General features: G+C 38.9%; 15 protein-coding genes. 9 read left to right on the forward strand and 6 right to left on the reverse strand.

Going from position 1 to position 16,652, the window contains the following annotated elements; translation table 11 throughout:
• Positions 1 to 19 precede the first annotated feature (19 nt).
• Together IGJ41_RS00450 and IGJ41_RS00455 are read right to left on the reverse strand one after the other, a co-directional pair.
• Positions 20 to 970, reverse strand: a complete 951-nt coding sequence (locus IGJ41_RS00450) for an alpha/beta hydrolase (RefSeq protein ID WP_025191067.1) — start codon at positions 968 to 970, stop codon at positions 20 to 22.
• Positions 971 to 1,100: 130 nt separating this feature from the next.
• Positions 1,101 to 1,580 (reverse strand): arginine repressor, encoded by a 480-nt coding sequence (locus IGJ41_RS00455; protein ID WP_002356125.1) that lies wholly within the window; start codon positions 1,578 to 1,580, stop codon positions 1,101 to 1,103.
• Between the two features lie 218 nt (positions 1,581 to 1,798).
• On the opposite strand from IGJ41_RS00455, the gene IGJ41_RS00460 reads away from it, so the two are divergent.
• The 6 genes from IGJ41_RS00460 (at position 1,799) to IGJ41_RS00485 (ending at position 8,137) form a co-directional block, all read left to right on the forward strand.
• Complete coding sequence (locus IGJ41_RS00460; RefSeq protein ID WP_002387472.1) at positions 1,799 to 2,311, forward strand: arginine repressor; 513 nt, start codon at positions 1,799 to 1,801, stop codon at positions 2,309 to 2,311.
• Between the two features lie 297 nt (positions 2,312 to 2,608).
• Entirely contained in the window at positions 2,609 to 3,835 is a 1,227-nt protein-coding gene (gene arcA, locus IGJ41_RS00465; RefSeq protein ID WP_002356129.1) for an arginine deiminase, read from the forward strand.
• A 25-nt stretch (positions 3,836 to 3,860) separates the two neighbouring features.
• Positions 3,861 to 4,883 (forward strand): ornithine carbamoyltransferase, encoded by a 1,023-nt coding sequence (gene argF / locus IGJ41_RS00470; RefSeq protein ID WP_160747730.1) that lies wholly within the window; start codon positions 3,861 to 3,863, stop codon positions 4,881 to 4,883.
• Positions 4,884 to 4,988: 105 nt separating this feature from the next.
• Positions 4,989 to 5,921 (forward strand): carbamate kinase, encoded by a 933-nt coding sequence (gene arcC / locus IGJ41_RS00475; RefSeq protein WP_010822022.1) that lies wholly within the window; start codon positions 4,989 to 4,991, stop codon positions 5,919 to 5,921.
• A gap of 24 nt (positions 5,922 to 5,945) precedes the next feature.
• Positions 5,946 to 6,638: a Crp/Fnr family transcriptional regulator gene (locus tag IGJ41_RS00480; RefSeq protein WP_002356133.1), complete on the forward strand. Its 693-nt coding sequence runs from the start codon at positions 5,946 to 5,948 to the stop codon at positions 6,636 to 6,638.
• 47 nt (positions 6,639 to 6,685) lie between these two features.
• Positions 6,686 to 8,137 carry a YfcC family protein gene (locus IGJ41_RS00485; protein WP_002356134.1) on the forward strand — a complete coding sequence of 484 codons (1,452 nt, stop codon included), beginning with the start codon at positions 6,686 to 6,688 and terminating at the stop codon, positions 8,135 to 8,137.
• A 90-nt stretch (positions 8,138 to 8,227) separates the two neighbouring features.
• Here IGJ41_RS00485 and IGJ41_RS00490 read toward each other — a convergent pair whose 3' ends face one another.
• Both IGJ41_RS00490 and IGJ41_RS00495 read right to left on the reverse strand, forming a co-directional pair.
• Positions 8,228 to 8,908: a type 1 glutamine amidotransferase domain-containing protein gene (locus tag IGJ41_RS00490; RefSeq protein WP_010827080.1), complete on the reverse strand. Its 681-nt coding sequence runs from the start codon at positions 8,906 to 8,908 to the stop codon at positions 8,228 to 8,230.
• Entirely contained in the window at positions 8,905 to 9,240 is a 336-nt protein-coding gene (locus IGJ41_RS00495) for an ArsR/SmtB family transcription factor (protein WP_002356136.1), read from the reverse strand. The genes IGJ41_RS00490 and IGJ41_RS00495 overlap by 4 nt, the downstream gene beginning before the upstream one ends.
• Positions 9,241 to 9,419: 179 nt before the next feature.
• Here IGJ41_RS00495 and IGJ41_RS00500 point away from each other — a divergent pair, with 179 nt between their 5' ends.
• The 3 genes from IGJ41_RS00500 (at position 9,420) to IGJ41_RS00510 (ending at position 14,706) form a co-directional block, all read left to right on the forward strand.
• Positions 9,420 to 10,436, forward strand: coding sequence for an NADP-dependent oxidoreductase (locus IGJ41_RS00500; protein WP_010827081.1), 1,017 nt, complete (start codon positions 9,420 to 9,422; stop codon positions 10,434 to 10,436).
• A gap of 209 nt (positions 10,437 to 10,645) precedes the next feature.
• Positions 10,646 to 13,153: an EndoS/ChiA family endoglycosidase gene (locus IGJ41_RS00505; RefSeq protein ID WP_438713644.1), complete on the forward strand. Its 2,508-nt coding sequence runs from the start codon at positions 10,646 to 10,648 to the stop codon at positions 13,151 to 13,153.
• A 284-nt stretch (positions 13,154 to 13,437) separates the two neighbouring features.
• Positions 13,438 to 14,706, forward strand: a complete 1,269-nt coding sequence (locus tag IGJ41_RS00510; protein WP_010827083.1) for a RidA family protein — start codon at positions 13,438 to 13,440, stop codon at positions 14,704 to 14,706.
• Between the two features lie 49 nt (positions 14,707 to 14,755).
• Here the strand turns inward: IGJ41_RS00510 and IGJ41_RS00515 are convergent, their stop codons facing one another.
• Both IGJ41_RS00515 and IGJ41_RS00520 read right to left on the reverse strand, forming a co-directional pair.
• Positions 14,756 to 15,199 carry a MepB family protein gene (locus IGJ41_RS00515; protein WP_010827084.1) on the reverse strand — a complete coding sequence of 148 codons (444 nt, stop codon included), beginning with the start codon at positions 15,197 to 15,199 and terminating at the stop codon, positions 14,756 to 14,758.
• Positions 15,196 to 16,608: a PLP-dependent aminotransferase family protein gene (locus IGJ41_RS00520; RefSeq protein WP_002373794.1), complete on the reverse strand. Its 1,413-nt coding sequence runs from the start codon at positions 16,606 to 16,608 to the stop codon at positions 15,196 to 15,198. The genes IGJ41_RS00515 and IGJ41_RS00520 overlap by 4 nt, the downstream gene beginning before the upstream one ends.
• Between the last annotated feature and the right edge of the window lie 44 nt (positions 16,609 to 16,652).

Below are 16,652 nucleotides of genomic sequence, written 5' to 3' on the forward strand. Positions count from 1 at the left end.
ACAACATCAACCTTCTTTTTTAATTCGTTAAATCCGTTAACCAATGCCCAATTTCTTGAAAAACTGTAGCTTTTTCCGTTTCTAATAAAATTTCATGACGCAATGTGGGAAATAGTCGTAACGTCACGTGCTGAAAACCTGCATGCTTTAATTGCTTTTGAATTTTCGCTGGCCCCTTGCTGAAATCACCAACTGGGTCTTCAGCGCCACTAATGATTAAAATAGGCAATTCTTTTGGGATCGATTGGTACCAATTCCTTTGGTTGGCTCGTTTAACAAGCGAAAAAAGGGTAGCAAAACCATTATTGGTAAATACGAAACCCATTAATGGATCATTTTCATAGTCAGCCACATTGGCTTGATTTTTAGAAAGCCAATTAAAGGAACCTGCTTCAGGAAATTTTTTGCTAAAAGAACCAAATGCCAGCTTATCAATGAACGGAGCTGTTTTTTTCGGCTGTTTCTCGGCCATTTTTTTAATAAAAGGCAATGCTGCGGTTAAAGGTAACGGACTTGTTCCAGTGCCCATGAAAATGACTCCTTGCATAGTCACAGGATAGTCTTGCAGATAGTTGCGCAAGGCGAAAGACCCCATGCTGTGACCCATCATAAAATAGGGCAATTGTGGATAGCGATTCACAGCCCATTGTTTCACTTGATGAATATCTGTAACGACATTTTCAGGCCCTTGTTCTCCAAAAAAACCATAGATCGGTGCGCTTGGTTGTACAGATTCGCCATGACCTAGATGATCATGACCAATTACGGCAAACCCTAATTGATTTAAAAAACGAGCAAATTCATCATAACGTTGGATATGCTCTGCCATGCCGTGAATCAATTGAACTACGGCTTTGGGTGAAGGACAGGGCCAATGACATACATTGAGCTGAGTTTGTTGATCGTTTGAAGTGAGTATGAATTGTTCAGTCATAAGAAACCCTTTCTTTGCTTTTTGATTATTATACAAAAAAAAGAAGGTGTTCAAAAGAAAAACTCATGAGAAAACGCCTCAGCTTTCACTGAGACGCCTTTTTTTATTTATCTTTAACAAAAATAGCAATGATGTCAAAAAATAGTCGATTTCACTAAGTGACGAATTATGGGTGGTACAAATACTGCTGGAAATAGTTGTTAACTTCAAGGGCATCTTCTTTATTTTTTGAAAGAATTAAGATGGTATCATCCCCAGCGATGCAGCCTAAGATATGAGGGTTGTGGATACGTATGCGATCAATTAAAACCCCAATGGCTTGCCCGTTGCCAGGTAAGACGGTTAAAAGATTTGTGAACTCTATTTGTGTTAAAGAAACACCAGTTTCAATAATAATGTCAACAAGACGTTCTTCATCTGTTTTATATTTTGGACGAAGGGCAGAATTATTCAAGATACGGTAATAGGCTTCTCCTTGACCATTGTCTACTTTGTTTAAATTCAGCTCACGAATGTCACGAGAAATAGTTGCTTGTGTGGTGTGAATATTTTCTTTCTCCAATAATGCTAGTAATTCACTTTGTGTATGGATTTCATTTTCTGTGACCAATCGCTTAATCATCGTTTGGCGTTTTAATCGGTTCATTACTTTCCTCCAGTTCAGTTAATCATGCAAAAAAACATCATTGCTGTTATTTAAAACGGTGCCAGTAATTCCCTAAAATCACTGTACAACGTTTTACTAAATTGTGCAAGTCTCACTTTTTTAAATGAGAAATATCCGACAAAATCAATGAGAACCTTTTAGCTAAACGACCCTTTTTCTATTCTAATTAGAGAGATTCTGCTAGTATTGCTTTGTAAATGTCTGGAGGAAGGGTGTTATTTGTGAATAAGCAAACACGCCAAAGTTTGATTAAAGAAATCATTCAAACAACCGTAATTCATAGTCAAAATGAGTTGTTAAGAGAATTAAAAAAGCGCGAGATAAATGTCGCACAAGCAACGATTTCACGGGATTTATGGGAATTAAAAGTCGTCAAAGCATTAGATGAGTCTGGCGAGATGCGGTTAACGATTTTTGAACAATTCACTTCTTTAGAAGAACGAAAAAAAGAACAGTTGATACAAGCAATTCGTGAGGTAGTGACCAAAGTTGAACGTGTCGCCTTTTTACTAGTGGTTCATACATTACCAGACAACGCAACATTGTTTTCAGCTGTACTTGATGAAGTGTCTTTGTGTGAAAAGAAATGTTCTGTCGCTGGCTTCGACACTGTTATTATTGTTTCATCATCCGAGGAAAAAGCACAAGAACTAGAGCAGTATTTTCAACAATTTATTCAGCCAACACCTTTGTCAAAAAGTAACGCATAAAAGGAAGTGAGCCAGAAGTCGTTTTGACTTCTGGCTCACTTCCTTTTACCTCTATAAGATTATAACTTTATGAAGTGTATGGAGAAATAATTTTTTTTTGAATAAATGCATTTTTTTTTATTTAATTATGCATTATTTTTTTAGAATATCTATGAAAGCGCATTCTTTTAGGCTGGAAATATGCATAAGAAAGAATACCGTTGTATATTTGGTATTTTGTTTGGCAAATGGCTCACGTCCTAGGTTAATCAGGTCTGTTATTCTGTGTTTGTAATTAAGTTGAGGAGGTTATTTCACATGAGTCATCCAATTAATGTATTTTCTGAAATCGGGAAATTGAAAACAGTGATGTTGCATCGTCCAGGTAAGGAATTAGAAAATTTAATGCCAGATTATCTGGAGAGACTGTTGTTTGATGATATTCCGTTTTTAGAAAAAGCACAAGCAGAACATGATGCATTTGCAGAGTTGTTACGATCAAAAGATATCGAAGTGGTCTATTTAGAGGACTTAGCTGCTGAAGCGTTGATTAATGAAGAGGTCCGCCGACAATTTATTGACCAATTCTTAGAAGAAGCCAATATTCGCAGTGAATCAGCAAAAGAAAAAGTTAGAGAGTTAATGTTAGAAATTGACGACAACGAAGAACTGATTCAAAAAGCGATTGCAGGCATTCAAAAACAAGAATTACCTAAATATGAGCAAGAATTTTTAACAGATATGGTTGAAGCGGATTATCCATTCATTATTGATCCAATGCCTAACTTATACTTCACACGTGATAACTTTGCGACAATGGGCCACGGGATTTCTTTAAATCATATGTATTCAGTAACTCGACAACGGGAAACCATTTTTGGGCAATACATTTTTGATTATCATCCTCGTTTTGCTGGAAAAGAGGTTCCTAGAGTCTATGATCGTTCAGAATCAACCAGAATTGAAGGTGGCGATGAATTAATTCTTTCAAAAGAAGTAGTGGCCATTGGGATTTCTCAAAGAACGGATGCCGCGTCAATTGAAAAAATTGCGAGAAATATTTTTGAACAAAAATTAGGGTTCAAAAATATCTTGGCTTTTGATATCGGTGAACATCGTAAATTCATGCATTTAGATACCGTTTTTACCATGATTGACTATGATAAATTTACGATTCATCCAGAAATCGAAGGTGGTTTGGTTGTTTACTCGATCACTGAAAAAGCAGATGGAGACATCCAAATTACAAAAGAAAAAGATACATTAGATAACATTTTATGCAAATACTTGCATTTAGACAATGTTCAATTAATCCGTTGCGGCGCTGGAAATTTAACAGCAGCAGCCCGTGAACAATGGAACGACGGTTCAAATACATTAGCAATTGCCCCTGGGGAAGTTGTTGTTTACGATCGGAATACGATTACGAATAAAGCGCTAGAAGAAGCAGGCGTGAAATTGAATTACATTCCAGGAAGTGAACTAGTACGTGGCCGTGGTGGCCCTCGTTGTATGAGCATGCCACTTTACCGTGAAGATCTTTAAAAAACACCCAAAAATAGGAGGAATCATCATGAATTCAGTATTTCAAGGACGTAGTTTATTAGCAGAAAAAGATTTTACAAGAGCAGAATTAGAGTATTTGGTAGACTTCAGTATTCACTTAAAAGAATTGAAGAAAAAAGGGATTCCACATCACTATTTAGAAGGAAAAAATATCGCTCTTTTATTTGAAAAAACTTCGACACGGACACGTTCTGCATTTACTACAGCAGCGATTGATTTAGGGGCACATCCTGAGTATTTAGGCGCCAACGATATTCAATTAGGTAAAAAAGAATCTGTTGAAGATACAGCGATTGTTTTAGGTAGTATGTTTGACGGGATTGAGTTCCGTGGGTTTAGTCAAGAAGTAGTGGAAGATTTAGCGAAATATTCTGGTGTTCCTGTTTGGAATGGTTTAACGGATCAATGGCATCCAACACAAATGATTGCGGACTTTATGACAGTGAAAGAAAACTTTGGTCGTTTAGAAGGAATCACTTTAGTATATGTCGGCGATGGCCGTAACAACATGGCAAACAGCTTGTTAGTGACAGGTGCTATTTTAGGCGTAAATGTTCGCATTTGTGCACCAAAAGAATTGTTCCCTTCTGATGAAGTCGTTAATTATGCAAAAGAATTTGCGAAAGAATCTGGTGCAGAATTAATGATTACAGACGACGTTGCTAAAGGTGTTAAAGGAGCCAACGTGTTATATACAGACGTTTGGGTGTCCATGGGTGAAGAAGATAAATTTGAAGAACGTGTCAATCTGTTGAAACCTTATCAAATTAATATGGCTATGTTAGAAAAAACCGAAAACATGGATGGCGATTTAATCGTATTACACTGTTTACCAGCCTTTCATGATACGAAAACACAATACGGAGAAATGGTTGCTGAAAAATTTGGCATTACTGAAATGGAAATTACGGATGAAGTCTTCCGCAGTAAATATGGTCGTCAATTTGAAGAAGCAGAAAACAGAATGCATTCCATTAAAGCAATCATGGCAGCTACTTTAGGCAACTTATTCATTCCTCGTGTGTAGGAAGCAACTGAAAAAACATTGAAAAAAGAATAGTTGTTTCGCCCTTTAAGAGTTTCTTTTGAAGGGCGGCCTATTCTTTATTATGATAGGAAAGAAGGATTTGTAATGGGGAAAAAAATGGTCGTTGCACTAGGCGGAAATGCCATCCTTTCAAATGATGCTAGCGCACATGCACAACAGCAAGCATTAGTTCAAACATCTGCCTATTTAGTTCATTTAATTAAACAAGGGCATCGGTTGATTGTTTCACATGGCAATGGTCCACAAGTCGGAAATCTATTATTGCAACAACAAGCAGCTGATTCTGAAAAAAATCCAGCGATGCCGCTAGATACGTGTGTTGCTATGACACAAGGAAGTATCGGCTACTGGTTGTCCAATGCGCTTAATCAAGAATTAAACAAAGCAGGAATCAAGAAACAAGTGGCTACTGTTTTAACACAGGTGGTGGTGGATCCAGAAGATGAGGCATTCAAAAATCCAACAAAACCGATCGGTCCATTTTTAACAGAAGCTGAAGCCAAAGAAGCAATGCAAGCAGGTGCTATTTTTAAAGAAGATGCAGGACGTGGCTGGCGCAAAGTCGTTCCAAGTCCTAAGCCAATTGACATCCACGAGGCTGAGACTATTAATACCTTAATAAAAAATGATATAATTACCATTTCATGTGGTGGTGGTGGCATCCCTGTCGTAGGACAAGAATTAAAAGGTGTCGAAGCAGTAATCGATAAAGATTTTGCTTCTGAAAAACTGGCAGAATTAGTGGATGCGGATGCACTAGTTATTTTAACTGGCGTGGATTATGTGTGTATTAATTATGGCAAACCAGATGAAAAACAATTAACCAATGTCACTGTAGCAGAGTTGGAAGAATACAAACAAGCGGGTCATTTTGCACCAGGTAGTATGTTACCGAAAATTGAAGCCGCCATTCAGTTTGTAGAAAGCCAACCCAATAAACAAGCAATTATCACTTCTTTGGAAAACTTAGGAAGTATGAGCGGCGATGAAATCGTAGGAACGGTTGTGACAAAATAAAGTATAGTATTTAGGAGAATTAAGATGATGATAGAGAAAATAATCACTAAAAATAATCAAGATTTTCAATACTTTTCTGAATCAGAACTAACAGAATTGCGCAACGAGAGTTTCGTTCGCTCCTATAAAAAAGGCCAAGTCCTTTTTTATCCAGGTGATCCGAGAAATCATTTGATTTTATTGGTTTCAGGTGTCATTAAAATTGAAAAAAATGATCGCAGTGGTAATTTTTCCTATCTGCATTTTATGAAAAAGCAGGCTCTTTTTCCGAGAATCGGACTGTTTCAAGATGAGGTTCATTACGACTCCGCGATTGCCTATACGGATATTGAGGTTGTGTTTGTGCCAGTTAAACTGTTTGAGCGTTTTCTCCAAAATAATCCCCAGCAATTGATTCATTGGATTCAAGAACAATCGGTCCTTTTAAAAGAAAGCATGATCAAAATCCAAAAAGGAACAACCAATGATGCATGTGAACGGATTGTGACATCACTGGCGATGTTATTAAATGATTTAGGAGAACGAATTGACAACAGAGAACGCGTTGCAATTACTTGTCCAATTACCATTAATGACATTGCACGAATGAGTGGAACTACGCGGGAAACAGCAAGCAGTGTTATGAAAAAATTAGTCCAAATGAACCGTATTAGCTACAGTCATAAATTCTTAACTTTTCTAGATACGCCATTCTTTATTGATCGATTGAGTAATTAATCATAGAGAAGGGAGATACAGGAAAGTAGGTTCCTGTATAAAAGGATATGGCAGAAAAAAAGAAGAAAAACAAAAAACAGCTTTCGTCTTTTAGTATTTTATTTATTATTTTAATTGTTTTAGGTATCGTAACGGTCTTGCTAAATGGCCAGCCATTTACCCCAAGAGAAATTGATGGCAAAATGGTTGACCACGTGGTAGGGGCCAAATTATCGGATATTATCATGGCTCCATTCAATGGGTTTAAAGATGCCATTGAAATTAATATTTTTATTTTAGTACTCGGTGGCTTTTTAAATATTGTGACGCAAACTGGGGCTCTTGAAGCAGGGATTCAATCAGTCGTTAAAAAGTTAAAAGGGAACGAATTGAAAATCATTCCGATTTTAATGATTTTATTTTCTATTGGTGGTTCGACTTATGGAATGGCAGAAGAAACAATTCCTTTTTATGGTTTATTGAGTGCCACCATGGTCGCCGCTGGTTTTGATACGTTTGTCGCAGTGGGTACTGTGTTATTGGGTGCAGGATCAGGTGTTATCGGTTCAACGGTTAACCCTTTCTCCACAGGGGTAGCGATGGATGCGTTGCGAGGTATTGGCATTCAGCCGAATACAGGAATTATTTTAATTGTCGGTGCTATTTTGTGGGCGGCCTCTACTAGCTATTCTATTTTCATTGTGATGCGTTATGCGAAAAAAGTGAAGGCTGACAAAGGTTCAACAATTTTATCTTTACAAGAACAAGAGGATATGGAAAAAACGTATGGACAAGCAGCGTCGAAAGAAATGCCATTTACGAATCGTCATAAAAAAATCTTAATGGTATTCGCTTTCTGTTTTGTCATTATGATTGTTTCCTTAATTCCATGGAACGACTTTGGAGTGACGATTTTCAAAGGCTGGACGTCTGTTTTAACAGGCAACAGTTTCGGTGACTGGTACTTTGGCGACTTAGCGATGTGGTTCTTCCTTTTAGGTATCATTGCTGCCTTGATTGGTCGCTTTACTGAAAAAGAAACCATTGAAGCATTTATCGACGGTGCCAAAGATATGTTATCCGTTGTTTTAATCATTGTAGTTGCTCGCGGGGCATCTGTTTTGATGTCTAAAACGTATTTAGATTCATTTATCCTTGATAAAGCGGCAGGCTTATTACAAGGACTCTCCCCAGTCTTATTTGTCATCGGTGCCTTTGTTTTATACTTAGGTTTATCTTTCCTAATTCCTTCAACTTCTGGTTTAGCGTACGTTTCTATTCCTGTAATGGGTGCGTTAGCTAAAAACATTGGTTTAAGTCCAGAAGTGATGGTTATGATTTTTGCTTCAGGTTGTGGCTTGATTAATTTGATCACGCCAACATCTGGTGTCGTAATGGGTGGTTTGGAAATTTCCAAAGTTCAATATGCCACTTGGACAAAATTCATGGCCAAACCAATGATTGTCTTAGGCTTAATTAACCTAATTATCTTAATTGGCGCGATGTTACTCTTTAGCTAATCAAAAATTTTTTATGTTAGGGCTTCGGCTTTCGGAAAAAAGAAGAAGCAATGAAACAACAGCGACTACCTAAAAGTAGTCGCTGTTGTTTCATTTTGATAGTTGTTGAATTAACAATCTTGCGACAGCGCGGACAGAAAAAGGATTTTGCCCAGTGATTATACGGCCATCTTGATACGCAAATTCTTTATAGGGACGCTTTTTCGCAAAAGTAGCACCATGTTCTTTGGCAATTGTTTCGTTTAAGAAAGGAACAACTGCTTTTTTCATGGCTAAAATTTCTTCTGCAGTAGTGAAGCCAGTAATGGTTTTATCTGCAATCAAATAATTTCCTGACGCATCTTTGACATTTAAAAGGCCAGCAATTCCGTGACAAACAGAAGTTAGGTACTTGCCCTGTTCGTAAAGGCTACGAGTGATTGCTTGCAACTGAGGATTATCAGGAAAGTCCCACATAACGCCATGGCCTCCTGTAAAGTAAATTGCTGCGTATTCATCTGGCTCAATTTCTTCAAGAGAGAGGGAATGTGCTAGCGCTCGTTCTTGAAAATCAGCACTTTCATAAACTGCCATAATGGATGAATCTACATATTTCATACTCCGGGGATCCAAAGGGACATAGCCTCCTTGGGGACTAACATAGTCAACTGAAAATACTGCTTTGGTTACTTCTTCCACGAACTCCGTGGCTTCACCTAGCCAGAGGCCCGTTGGTTCTTCGGTGCCGTGATAACGGGAAACGTTTGTGAGGACCACGAGAATTTTTTTCATGCTTGCTTCCTCCCTGGCATAATCGACGTAATGTGGGTCAATAGTTGTTGGAGTTGCTCAATTTTGGTGGTATCGTGAGAAAGTGAGTAATAATTTTTAGTTCCTTCACTGCGACAATCAATTAATTTGGCTTGTTTCAAAATTTTTAAGTGGTGAGAAACAGCGGGACGTGAGAGTTGTGTCGCCTCTGTTAACTCAGTGACACGACGGCCAACACAGGCCTGGTCTTCTAACAGTGCAATAATAATTGCTTGGCGTTTTTCATCACCCAATGCGATTAAAAAATCACTAAGCGCAGTAAATTCTGTTTGAATTTCTTCTAATTCTTTCATATTCTTTCGCCCCTTTGGTTCGCATTTTTAAACGATTAAACCATTTTTCGTGTTTTTTGTCAATGAAATACGCTAAGGGCTGAAACTTGACGTGGATTCCATTTTTCGTTAAGATACTAATTGATTAATGGTTTAAACTTTTAAACCAATAAAAGGGATAGAAAGAGAGGAAAGATTCAATGATGAAAGCCGCTTTAATTCATAAATACGGACAAAAAGAATTAGCAATCGAGGAGGTGCCCTTACCCACCATTCATGACAATGATGTTTTGGTCAAAATTATCGCTGCCAGTATCAACCCGATTGATTTAAAAACAAAAGATGGCAAAGTAAAGATGCTTTTAAATTATCAAATGCCACTGATTTTAGGCAGTGATTTTGCTGGGATTGTTGTCTCTGTTGGAAAAAATGTTCAAAATTTTAGGCTGGGCGATGCAGTTTACGGACGAGTACCCAAAAATCGCGTGGGAACTTTTGCTGAATATATTGCTGTGGATCAAGCGGCTGTAGCTATGAAGCCGAAAAATTTAACGTTTGAAGAAGCTGCGGCCATTCCGTTAGTCGGTTTGACAAGTTATCAAGCGCTACATGATATTATGAATGTACAGCCAGGCCAGAAAGTCCTGATTCAAGCAGGTTCAGGAGGGATTGGAACCATTGCGATTCAATTAGCAAAACTAGCGGGCGCTTACGTTGCCACCACAACGAGTAGTAAAAATAAAGAATGGGTTCAAGCGTTGGGAGCAGATGAAGTGATTGACTATCGGACACAAAATTTTGAAGAAGTTTTATCCGACTATGATTATGTGTTTGATACAATGGGGGGGACAATCTTAGAAAAAGCTTTCTCAGTGGTTAAACCTCAGGGAAAAGTTGTTACATTGTCAGGCATTCCCAACGAACGTTTTGCTAAAGAGTATGGCTTGCCGCTTTGGAAACAATGGGCCTTTAAAATAGCTACCCGCAAGATTCATCGATTGGAGCAAGACACAGATGTTAGTTATCATTTTTTGTTTATGCGTCCCGATGGCGAGCAATTAGCTTTACTCACTGAGTTCATTGAACAGGGGAAATTACAGCCGATAATTGACCGAGTCGTACCTTTTAGCCAAATTCAAGAAGCGGTGGATTATTCACTGACAGGACGAGCACAAGGGAAAATTGTTGTGAAAATCGCCGATGTTGATCACGACTAAGTAAAGGAGACTTGCAAGAAAAATAGGCCTGTTTTTCTTGCAAGTCTCAAAATTTACATTTAAACGCCGCCTAACGAAAGTGATTTTAGGCGGGAAAAGATTTTTATAGAAAATCCTCATTTTTCCAGTTTCTATTTTGCAAATTCGTTATTTTTTGTTATTCTATTGATGGTTGTGTATGCGCTTTCTTTTTTGGCGGATACACAAAAATGAACGGAGTGCAGAAAGGAATGGTGTTCAAAGTGGGGAACAATTTATCGACAAGAAAAGGAGAAAACAGAGAAACAATTGTCAGTTGGCTGGGTCTTTCGTTATTGGTTGGCTTGGCGTTTATCTTATTTAGTCTGTTTCATCAACCAATGATCAGCCAAGCCAATGAGCCGACCCAAGAGAAACATTTTATGGTTTATTATCGGGCTTGGCGTGACAAAACGATGCAAGGAGTTAATACAACATTGCCAGATGGAAATTGGCTAACGATGCACGATATTCCTTATGGTATTGACATTGTGAATGTCTTTAGTTATGTGCCAAAAGGACAAGAAGCACTTGCACAGCCATTTTATGATACGTTAAAAAATGAGTATGCGCCAGCACTGCATGCACGAGGTGTTCGTTTAGTTCGTGGGATTGATTACAACGAGCTATTAAAAGTTCCTTACGCAGGAACAACGCCTACAGAAGCAGAATTTGATGCTTATGCGAAAGAGTTGTTAACCAAATTTGTCGATGATTTAGGAATTGATGGGTTAGATATTGACATGGAAACTCGTCCAAGTGAAAAAGATATTGTTCTATCTAATGGTGTCATTCGTGCATTATCAAAATACATTGGACCGAAGTCGGGAACGGATCGTCCATTTTTGTATGATACCAATGCAGAATATTTACCACCTTTACAAGATGTCAGTGACTGTTTCGATTTTCTCGCGTATCAACAGTATGGCAGCGATGACCAACGCACGCAACGAGCATTAAATAATTTAAGTCCGGTTCTCAATGGGGAACGATTTGTTCCAGGATTAACTTTCCCAGAAGAGCAAGATCGCAACCGCTGGTATGACACAAAAGAGCCGTATATGGAAAGTAACATGTATAAAGTAGCTCGTTATTCTTATGAAAATAATTTAGGGGGCATGTTCCTCTATGCCTTAGATCGCGATGGTCGCACCTATAATGAAGACGATTTAAATCAGATAAAACCTTCTAATTTACTTTGGACAAAAACGGCCATTGCAGAGAGTAAAGGCGTTTCTCTTGCAGAGATGAAAGCGGCTGCGCAACACTATTTAAAACGAATTAGCTACGCCAACACAGACCTTGAAGCACAAAATAAAGCCGCAGAAGCAGTGACACAAGCAACGACGCTTTATGATGTGAATAAAGCTATTTTAGGTGGCGATTATGGCCAAGGGATTTCAAATACCTATGATGCTGAATTAGAAAAAGGCCTGTTAGCCATTGACTTAACCACTTTATATCGTGCGTTGGATCAAGCAGTTACAGCCATTGAAAAGGCAGAAAGCTATACACCAGAAACGATTCAAGCACTACAAACAACAAAAGAGACAGTCGCAACAGAACTTGCGGGAAAAACGTATACAGCCGCGCAAGTGACTACTTGGCAAACGGAGGTCCAAACAGCTTTGGATAATTTAAAAGAGAAACAAACACAACCTTTAAAAAGTGTCTTCTCCATTGATGCGGGAAGAAAATATTTTTCCGTGGAACAACTGGAAGAATTAGTGGCCAAAGCCAGTCAAAATGGGTACACAGATGTCCAATTAATTTTAGGAAATGATGGCTTACGGTTTATCTTGGATGATATGTCGGTCAATGTGAATGGTAAAAAATACAACCACAACCGGGTTTCAAAAGCAATCCAACGAGGCAACAACGCGTATTACAATGATCCTAATGGCAACGCGTTAACACAAAAAGAAATGGATCGGTTGTTGGCTTTTGCGAAAGCGCGCAACATCAACATCATTCCCGTGATTAACAGTCCAGGACATATGGATGCGTTGTTAGTGGCCATGGAAAAACTAGCGATTAAAAATCCCGCTTTTGATGGCTCAAAACGAACAGTAGATTTAGGGAACCAAAAGGCAGTGAATTTCACAAAGGCAATTATCAGTAAGTACGTGGCTTATTTTTCCGCGCATAGTGAAATTTTCAATTTTGGTGGCGATGAGTATGCAAATGATGTCGATACAGGCGGTTGGGCAAAACTGCAATCTTCTGGGCGCTACAAGGATTTTGTCGCTTATGCGAATGATTTAGCTAAAATAATTAAAGATGCGGGCATGCAGCCAATGAGCTTCAATGATGGCATTTATTACAACAGCGACGATTCTTTCGGTACATTTGACCCAGAGATTATTATTTCTTATTGGACAGCCGGTTGGAGTGGGTATGACGTAGCCAAACCTGAGTACTTTGTTCAAAAAGGACACAAAATTTTTAATACCAATGATGCGTGGTATTGGGTAGCTGGCAATGTTGATTCTGGCATTTATCAATATGACGATGCTTTAGCAAATATGTCGAAAAAAGCATTTACAGATGTGCCAGCAGGTAGCCCAAATCTTCCAATTATTGGAAGTATTCAATGTGTTTGGTATGATGACCCTAGTCGTGACTATGATTTTGAACGAATTTATACGCTAATGGATACGTTCTCGGAAAATTATCGTGAGTATATGGTGGTTAAATAAAACTAGTTAAAGCTAACGAGTTATCTATAAAGACTGGCACGAATCAAGCTTGATTCGTGCCAGTCTTCTTTAACTGAAGAAGATTTGTTTGAGGGCCAACAATCAATTTAGGAATGCCTTATTGAAATGTTCCTGTTCTTATTGTAGACTGAAAGAAGTGGTGGTGGAAAGCTATCACCATTAATAGAAAAGCAGGAAAATAAAAAGGATCTTGTTGGAAGTTTAATGTTTGAAAATGTAAGCGGAATCATTTTTGTTGGAATGCTAAAAAAGGGAGTAGAGTTATGAGTAATGAAAATATCGTCTTAGCAAGAAATACAGAGCGTGCACCAAAGCATCCTCTCACAACCCAAACAGTCGCATTTTCCCACTATAATCATTTGTCGGCACAGTTACCTATTGAGCCAACCTCTGGACAATTGGTAGAAGGTGACATTCGGGCCCAAGCGACACAATGTTTGAAAAATATCCAAGCGGTTGTTGAAAGTATCAACCATGTGATGAGTGACATTGTCAGAATGACCATTTTTGTCAAAGACATGCGGGATGTTGCCGCAGTTGAGGAGGTCTATGCGGCCTTTTTTACCCATTATTATCCAGCTAAAACAGTGATCGCCGTCGCAGATTTGCCGTTAGGCGCTTCTGTTCAAATGGAGGCACTTGTTTCAAATGGGGAAGGAACTATCCCTAATGCACCTCAAGCCGGGGATTTAATTAAATTAACAAATCAGACTGTTCAGGCACCAATTGATGCTCTAGCCAGTCAAACGGTCGCGTTTTCTCACTATAACAATCTGTCTGCACAATTGCCTATAGATCCTCAAACGGGCAGAGTTGTGGCTGGCTGTGTTAAAACGCAAACAAAACAATGTTTGAAGAACATAAAAGCCATTTTAACCAGTATTGATGTGCCTTTTGATGATATTGTGAAGGTCAATATTTATTTAAAAGATTTATCTAAGCTAGAAGCTGTCAATCAAGTATATGCCGCTTTTTTCCCAGATTCAGGAATTGCGCGTACGGTCAATTACATGCCAGCACGAACAGTGATTGCTGTTGCTGATTTACCAATGGGCGCGGCGGTGCAAGTAGAAGCGGTGGTTTCTCATGGGGATGGTACGCCACCACAAGCGATTGAAGATCGACATGGATTAATTATTGAAGCAAATAATACAGATCACGCACCGAAGTGTCCATTTTCGACACAAACTGTTGCTTTTTCTCATTACAACCATCTATCAGCTCAGCTACCATTAGACCCTAAAACAAATGCGTTAGTCGCTGGCGAAATCAAGGAACAAACGACGCAATGTTTAGAAAACATCAAAGCGATTATTGAAAGTGTGGATCATAGCTTAGCTGATCTGGTGAAAGTGAACATTTTTGTGAAAGAGATTGAAGAGCTGGCGGCAGTAGATGACGTCTACCAAACGTACTTCCCTGAAGGCACGCCTGCCAGAAGAGTGATTGGTGTGACGGATTTACCAAAAGGTGCCCAGATTCAAATCGAAGCGATTGCTGGGAACGCAGAAGGTACGCCACCAATTGGCTAAACAGTAAAATAAACAAACGTCAGCTGGCTTCTGAAGCCAGCTGACGTTTTTAGTATTTAGATAAATCAGTAAAGTAAGCTAGTTGCCATTTTTGTGTTTTTTTGGCGGTTTGATTAAGATTTTGGCACCAAGAAGGATAAAAACGGGCCGCCAATTTGCCTTTTTGTTGGTGCGTTTTGAGAATTTTTTGTTGGATTAAACATTCTTTCGGCAGAAGAAAGAGACCTTGCTTTTCTTGATCAGCAATGACAATTGCTAACATTTCAGGGGCTTCCGTAGCATCAAAGGCTTCGTTCTGATTTTGTTGATTTTTTTCCCAGAAGGCTACAAAATAGCCTTCTTTTTTCGGCGTTTTTTTGGCTAAGCGACTGCGGATAAGTTGTTGCGATTCATTAACTTGACATAAAAAGCCTTCATATTCGGCATTTTGTTTTTCTTCGGAAAGCAGGGTGATCGCGCCCACTGCTTTTTCAAGTATTGGCAATGAATTCATAGGGAATGTCCTTTCTTTTCGTTTAATGTCGGTAAGAGTTCTTGGATAATGGTTAATCCTTTCGCCAATACCTCAAGCTGATTGGAGGCCAAGGAAATTCGTAAAAAAGCATCTGGCTGATTTTGCACAGTAAAGCGGCTCGAGTGAAAAAGACGTACCCCATTTTGGAGAAATTCTTGTTCAATTTGCGGCGCCGTTTTTTCGGTAGAAAGGGGAATAGTTCGGTAGTACGGCAAAGGATTGCTAGGTCTAGCTAACCCAAAAATGGTATCAAATAAGTCATTGGCTTGTTTTGTTAAAGCCAATTTTTCTATCACTAATTCTTCTGCAACTGGTGAGCGTAAGACTTGGGTGACAATTTCAGCATCAAAGCCAGAAGTTTTAACGTTAATGTTAAAAATCGCACGCTCTATTTCTTGGCGAAGAAGCGGAGGGAAAACAAGGTACGCAATGCGTAAGCCTGTACAGACAAACTTTGTCATCCCCGCTAAGTAAATCGTTTGTTGAGGTAAGAGTTCTTGAAACGTTGGTAAAACTGCTTGCTGTGCATAAGTTGTTAAAAAAGAATGAATGTCATCTTCAATTACCCATAAGTGTTCTTGCTGAATGATTTCAGCTAAAGTCATTCGGCGGGCGCTAGACATTTGGAAACCAATCGGGTTATTACATGCGGGCATTAAGAAAATACCGTGTATTTTTTTCTTTTTGCATTCTTGCAGTAAATGCTCTGGGTCCATCCCCTCGGAATCATAGCCAATCGGGACGATTTCTAAATGATAAAGCTGGGCGAGTTCAATAAAATTTGAATACGTGTATCGATCTACGGCAATCCGCTGACCTGGAGAAAAAGCGGCGGCTAACGTCACGGCCAGCCCATTCTGGACACCAGATACAATGGCAACTTCTTCGGCATTGGTCCGAACGCCTTGTGTCTGAAGCCATTCGGCAGCGGTTGCTCGTTGAAAGTGCGTACCTAAAGGATCGCGATAATTTAGCAAACTGTTAAGGGCCGCATTTTTACTAACGGATTCAATAAAAGGTAAAATCCGCTGATTACACATATCAAAGGAACTAACCAGCCCTAAATCAATTAGATGGTCCGCTACTTGGTTGGTAGAGATTGTAATTGAGTGAAACGCGTTGGGAGAAACGAAGGTGCCGCTACCGATGTTGGTATAAAGTAAGCCTTTTTCCATAGCGTGTTTATAAGCTTGACCAATCGTCGTGAAATTCAGATCCAAGTAATCAGCTAATTCTCTTTGCGAAGGCAATTTCACATTTTTTTGAAGCGCACCAGATAAGATATCCGCTTCTAATTGTTGAACCAATGATTGGTAATAAGGTCTTGTTAAACGTTCTTTAACAGGGCGCCATGACAACGCATAGTTCTCATAGGAATTAATCGGCATGAGGGGAACTACCTTTCTATAAAATTGTATTCCATACAATTATA

This window comes from Enterococcus sp. DIV1537a, from assembly GCF_051712085.1.
In the GTDB taxonomy this organism is placed as follows: domain Bacteria; phylum Bacillota; class Bacilli; order Lactobacillales; family Enterococcaceae; genus Enterococcus; species Enterococcus faecalis.

Bases quoted from the DNA above. Each gene is read 5' to 3' on its own strand.
- IGJ41_RS00455 (WP_002356125.1), bottom strand. From the start codon at position 1,580: ATGAACCGATTAAAACGCCAAACGATGATTAAGCGATTGGTCACAGAA.
- IGJ41_RS00460 (WP_002387472.1), top strand. From the start codon at position 1,799: ATGTCTGGAGGAAGGGTGTTATTTGTGAATAAGCAAACACGCCAAAGT.
- arcA (WP_002356129.1), top strand. From the start codon at position 2,609: ATGAGTCATCCAATTAATGTATTTTCTGAAATCGGGAAATTGAAAACA.
- arcC (WP_010822022.1), top strand. From the start codon at position 4,989: ATGGGGAAAAAAATGGTCGTTGCACTAGGCGGAAATGCCATCCTTTCA.
- IGJ41_RS00480 (WP_002356133.1), top strand. From the start codon at position 5,946: ATGATGATAGAGAAAATAATCACTAAAAATAATCAAGATTTTCAATAC.
- IGJ41_RS00485 (WP_002356134.1), top strand. From the start codon at position 6,686: ATGGCAGAAAAAAAGAAGAAAAACAAAAAACAGCTTTCGTCTTTTAGT.
- IGJ41_RS00490 (WP_010827080.1), bottom strand. From the start codon at position 8,908: ATGAAAAAAATTCTCGTGGTCCTCACAAACGTTTCCCGTTATCACGGC.
- IGJ41_RS00495 (WP_002356136.1), bottom strand. From the start codon at position 9,240: ATGAAAGAATTAGAAGAAATTCAAACAGAATTTACTGCGCTTAGTGAT.
- IGJ41_RS00500 (WP_010827081.1), top strand. From the start codon at position 9,420: ATGATGAAAGCCGCTTTAATTCATAAATACGGACAAAAAGAATTAGCA.
- IGJ41_RS00505 (WP_438713644.1), top strand. From the start codon at position 10,646: ATGAACGGAGTGCAGAAAGGAATGGTGTTCAAAGTGGGGAACAATTTA.
- IGJ41_RS00510 (WP_010827083.1), top strand. From the start codon at position 13,438: ATGAGTAATGAAAATATCGTCTTAGCAAGAAATACAGAGCGTGCACCA.
- IGJ41_RS00515 (WP_010827084.1), bottom strand. From the start codon at position 15,199: ATGAATTCATTGCCAATACTTGAAAAAGCAGTGGGCGCGATCACCCTG.
- IGJ41_RS00520 (WP_002373794.1), bottom strand. From the start codon at position 16,608: ATGCCGATTAATTCCTATGAGAACTATGCGTTGTCATGGCGCCCTGTT.